This window comes from Acinetobacter sp. YH16031, assembly GCF_013417335.1.
Classification (GTDB): Bacteria; Pseudomonadota; Gammaproteobacteria; order Pseudomonadales; family Moraxellaceae; genus Acinetobacter.
This window is the reverse complement of sequence record NZ_VPED01000078.1, coordinates 1-4,131: the sequence shown is the minus strand read 5'-3', so window position 1 is coordinate 4,131 and position 4,131 is coordinate 1. Positions and strand designations below refer to the sequence as shown.

The window sequence follows — 4,131 nt, the reverse complement described above, 5'->3', positions numbered from 1 at the left end:
AAAATGTCAGAAATGCCTGAAATGGGGAAATATTCACAAGGTACAGAAAGCTACCAACAATTTGCTATTCGTATCGCTGATATGCTTTTAGAGCCTGAAAAATTCAGAGAGCTTTATCCAATTTTAGAAAAATCAGGATTTCAGCCATGATTAAATTAAATAACCTATCAACCGATCTAAAGCATGTGACCGTTGAATACCTCGACATCGTAAATTATGAAATTGCGAGGGAAAATATATGCGGTTATATCTTCCTATTATCCCGACTATCCAAAAATGCCAAACCCACCGAAAAAATGCAGATGGAAAGCAAAATACAGAACTTAATTTACTATCGGGATAATTTACAAATCGAGGACAAGGACAATATTCAAAAGGTTTTAAATACGCTCATTCCAGAGTATAAAGCCGAACAAAAAAACCAAACAGCTAAGAAAAATTAGGCTTCAATATCGGGCAAATCAAAAAGCTGTCGATCTCTATTTTCTGTTAAATATTCGTTGAGTTCAGCGAGTATTTTTTCTTTATTGGCTTCATTTGCCTGCATTTTCTTAATCAAGTAAGAACCGAGCAAAATTTTACGCCTAGTATCATCCTTGCGCTCCTGTTCTTTCTTTTTGGTACGTTCTCTTGCTTCAATAGCCTGTTTCTGTGCTTTTAACTGTTTCAGCTTCTCTAACTGGGCTTCAATTTTCTTTTCGATATTTTCAGCAGATTTAGTCATAACGATTAATTTCGGAATATAGAAAACCACTCAAGCATAAGACCCTATGAATTGAAATTCAAGCGGGTAATATGCTATCGTGTTTTTCATGAAATGCGCACTTACGACTTGAATTTCATTCAAGTCAAAAGATGCGTAAGGGGGACACCCCTTAACCCCAAAAGCAAAAGCAAGAGCGGTAAAGCAAATGAAGAAATACAATATTGATGAACAGCATATTTTTATATGCTCAAACTGTGGGAATGAATTTTTATACAAATTACCTAAAATTCTTATAGAGCAAATGAATGGAGTATCCATTCAAACTATTAGAAAAGAATGCCCGAAATGTAATCAATACGTGGATGCCACAAGGAAAATTTAATGGCGATTTACCACTGTACAACCAAAACCGTTAACCGCAGTTCGGGAAGAACTGCCGTTGCATCTATGGCTTATCGTGCAGGGGAAAAACTCAAAGATGAACGAACAGGACTAACCCACGATTTTACGAGAAAGGATGGTGTCGCCCATAGCGAAATTGTGTCTAACCTTGATATAGAAATAGACCGTAGCGAATTGTGGAACTTGGCGGAACAGTCCGAAAACCGCAAAGATGCTCGAACCGCTAGAGAATGGGTGATTGCCTTACCTGATGAACTGGATGCAGATCAACGTAAGGACTTGGCAAAAGAGTTTGCCCAATCACTTGTTGATCGCTATGGCGTGATCGCAGATTTAGCCATTCACGAACCCAGCAAAAGCGGAAATGATAAAAACCATCACGCCCATATCATGCTGACCACCCGAAAAGCTGAATTAGACCCTGACAATAAACTCACTTTGACGACAAAAACCGATATTGAGTTAAGTAATGCCAAACGCAAAAGCCTAAATATGGGAACAACCCAAGACGACATCAAACAGATTCGGGAAACATGGGCGGATTTAGCCAATCACGCACTGGAGCGAGCAGGCTACCGAGAAAAAATAGACCACCGCAGCTATGCCGATCAGAACAATGGACTACAAGCCACCATTCATGAGGGGACTTCGGTCACTCAACTTCGTAGACAAGGTATAGACACCGAAATCAGCCGTTATAACGACCATGTGAAGCAACACAACGCCCAACACCTCAAACAACAGCAACAGCGCACAGACAGCGTTTTACAGCACGGTTTAAACCGTGCCGAGCAAGGCTTCGAGCAATGGCAGAAAAACCAAGAAGCTAAACGCCTAGAACAAGAACGCCAAGCCGAAATACAACGACAGCAAAAACTAGAGCAACAGCAAGCCGAGCGAGCCAACCGTAAAGCATCACAAGACTTAGATCAGGGCGGAATGTACCGATGAGCAACCAAAACGACCTAGATGACCAGCTCTATATTTTACTGGCATCTATGAAAGAGTATCGAGAAGCCATAGCAGACGATAACAAGCGATTAGAAGCGTTTTACAAGGAAGTGGCTAGCGGAGTACTCAATAAGACCGAAAAACACCTAAAAAACGCCAATCAGAAGCAAATAGACGCACTCAACAACAGTATTCGGGAATTAAACAATGCAACCAATCAACTTGACTGGCGATTCATGGCAATCTACGCCAGTGCTTTTGTTAGCTTGCTGATCGTTTTCTTTTTAGCATTATTTTTATATGTGCCGAGCATGGACGAAATCAAACAGCGTAGAGCAGACGTTGCATGGCTAGAACAAAAATACAGCCTAGATATTAAAAATTGCAATGGGAAGTCTTGCGTTCGCATCATGAAAAATGACTGTCACGGAGCGAATAAGGATTATTGTGTGATTGACCCAAAATAATGATTAGACAGTACTTTGCTCGGCTCTTGCCATCACCGAATCAATGACAGCAGTCGCAAAGTTGCCCGACTTTGAAACATGGCTAAAGCCATCTTTCAAAGCATCGAGCGATAGTCATCCAAAAATTTCGGAATGGCTATCCAACTGATGCAGTTCTAAAATATCGTCACCAACAAGCCTATAGATCAAGACTAAATCAGGCTTCACATGACAATCACGACAATTTTTAAACTCTGCACCACCTTTCAAGGGATGATCTAAATACTTTTCAGGCAAAGGATTATTTGCGACTAAACAATCTAATACTTCTGCCCATTCAGCCGTAACCAGTTCTAAATAACGTCTTTTAATATCACGTTTAAAAGAACTGGTTACGATAATCTTACGTTTAGCCATGTGCTTCTTCCGACATAGCTTTAATCGCTTCTTCTACCGTTTCGTACTCGGTGTACTCGCCATTTTCAATCTCTTTTAAAGATTGAAGTAACTTGGCTGCTGCTTTAGGAGTTAAAGCAGGTTCTCGTGCATAGTCAAAAGATAAAGGAATCGCTTTAGTTTTAACGATTTGATTCAAGAACAGTTTGAATGCTTGAGGCATAGTCAAACCATAGTCTTCCAAAATTGGGGTGACTTGTTCTTTTAACTCTGCTTCTAAGCGCATATTGAAATTGACTGCGGACATGATTTCCTCACTCAAAAAACATTAAAGTAAAGATAATATAAGGCATATTCTTTACTTTTTCATTACTTTTGATGTAATAAATGGTTTCTAACAAATGAATTTCGTATAACCACCATTATGTTAAATGTATAACTTTATAAAGTGTTAATTTTAAAGTCTTCCAATGTTTTGCCTTTTTCTTCTAATAAATTATGAACAAACTCAGGCTCTAATTTCAGCATCAGTTCAATAGCATCATGGATTTTCCAAAATTGTAATTCAGGATGATCTATTATTTGGATTAAATGGTTTTTAATTAAAGGAATATATTCATCGTATTTTTCATCATCAATTAACCAAAATAAGCGACTAATATCAAATGGTTCTGTATTAGATATTTCTATAATCTTTTGTATAGGATGAAATATTTTTATTCTAGCCTGTTCACCAAATCCTAGATCAGCTTGGAATGCCCAATAACGAACAAAAGCTCTAAGTACATGCTGAAGTGTATCATCATAACCATGTAAACGATGATCTATATAACCAACTAATTTATTTTCATTTAATAAATTTACTAATGCATCAAAACCAGAGGATTGTCCCCAATTAGTCAGAAGTTTTGCTGCCTCAAATACAATATTTTCATCAGAAGAATTTAATAAATTTATGACTTGTTCTATACGATCTTCAGGAATATCTTCTGGATCTAAATCTGTTGCATCACATGCGTAATCTGCATGAGTAGGAACGTCATGCAGTAATACAGAAATTTCTTTATTCATTAAGCCACTCATTAATAATTATCTTAAGATTTTCTAAAATTAACATAATACACCTTATACGAAATGCGTTATAATTATCTATAGAAATCAATGCTGTAGTTTCTAGTTTATAGCCCGAACATCCCTGTTCGGGCTTTTTTTATGATTTTTCACGTTCCA

At 37.6% G+C, this 4,131-nt stretch carries 7 protein-coding genes; 3 read left to right on the top strand and 4 right to left on the bottom strand.

The annotated features are described in order from the left end of the window. Window positions 1–146: 146 nt before the first annotated feature. Entirely contained in the window at window positions 147–443 is a 297-nt protein-coding gene (locus FTV31_RS15760) for a hypothetical protein (protein ID WP_180015635.1), read from the top strand. Here the strand turns inward: FTV31_RS15760 and FTV31_RS15755 are convergent. Then, window positions 440–724 (bottom strand): hypothetical protein, encoded by a 285-nt coding sequence (locus tag FTV31_RS15755; RefSeq protein ID WP_004871868.1) that lies wholly within the window; start codon window positions 722–724, stop codon window positions 440–442. The two genes, FTV31_RS15760 and FTV31_RS15755, sit on opposite strands and share 4 nt — an antisense overlap. Before the next feature lie 363 nt (window positions 725–1,087). On the opposite strand from FTV31_RS15755, the gene mobQ reads away from it, so the two are divergent. Then, entirely contained in the window at window positions 1,088–2,059 is a 972-nt protein-coding gene (gene mobQ, locus FTV31_RS15750; RefSeq protein WP_179995762.1) for a MobQ family relaxase, read from the top strand. Then, on the top strand, window positions 2,056–2,526 hold the full coding sequence (locus tag FTV31_RS15745; RefSeq protein ID WP_004870960.1) for a hypothetical protein: 471 nt from the start codon (window positions 2,056–2,058) through the stop codon (window positions 2,524–2,526). Before mobQ ends, FTV31_RS15745 begins: the two co-directional genes overlap by 4 nt. A 114-nt stretch (window positions 2,527–2,640) precedes the next feature. On the opposite strand, the gene FTV31_RS15740 is transcribed toward FTV31_RS15745, so the two are convergent. The 3 genes from FTV31_RS15740 to FTV31_RS15730 form a co-directional block, all read right to left on the bottom strand. Beyond that, window positions 2,641–2,922, bottom strand: a complete 282-nt coding sequence (locus FTV31_RS15740; protein ID WP_001129137.1) for a type II toxin-antitoxin system YafQ family toxin — start codon at window positions 2,920–2,922, stop codon at window positions 2,641–2,643. Continuing rightward, window positions 2,915–3,208, bottom strand: coding sequence for a type II toxin-antitoxin system RelB/DinJ family antitoxin (locus FTV31_RS15735; RefSeq protein ID WP_004870963.1), 294 nt, complete (start codon window positions 3,206–3,208; stop codon window positions 2,915–2,917). The genes FTV31_RS15740 and FTV31_RS15735 overlap by 8 nt, the downstream gene beginning before the upstream one ends. A 134-nt stretch (window positions 3,209–3,342) precedes the next feature. Continuing rightward, window positions 3,343–3,972 carry a hypothetical protein gene (locus tag FTV31_RS15730; RefSeq protein ID WP_078194520.1) on the bottom strand — a complete coding sequence of 210 codons (630 nt, stop codon included), beginning with the start codon at window positions 3,970–3,972 and terminating at the stop codon, window positions 3,343–3,345. Window positions 3,973–4,131 lie beyond the last annotated feature (159 nt).

Coding starts and splice junctions, on each gene's coding strand:
- FTV31_RS15730 (WP_078194520.1), bottom strand. CDS start 3,972: ATGAATAAAGAAATTTCTGTATTACTGCATGACGTTCCTACTCATGCA.
- FTV31_RS15735 (WP_004870963.1), bottom strand. CDS start 3,208: ATGTCCGCAGTCAATTTCAATATGCGCTTAGAAGCAGAGTTAAAAGAA.
- mobQ (WP_179995762.1), top strand. CDS start 1,088: ATGGCGATTTACCACTGTACAACCAAAACCGTTAACCGCAGTTCGGGA.
- FTV31_RS15760 (WP_180015635.1), top strand. CDS start 147: ATGATTAAATTAAATAACCTATCAACCGATCTAAAGCATGTGACCGTT.
- FTV31_RS15740 (WP_001129137.1), bottom strand. CDS start 2,922: ATGGCTAAACGTAAGATTATCGTAACCAGTTCTTTTAAACGTGATATT.
- FTV31_RS15745 (WP_004870960.1), top strand. CDS start 2,056: ATGAGCAACCAAAACGACCTAGATGACCAGCTCTATATTTTACTGGCA.
- FTV31_RS15755 (WP_004871868.1), bottom strand. CDS start 724: ATGACTAAATCTGCTGAAAATATCGAAAAGAAAATTGAAGCCCAGTTA.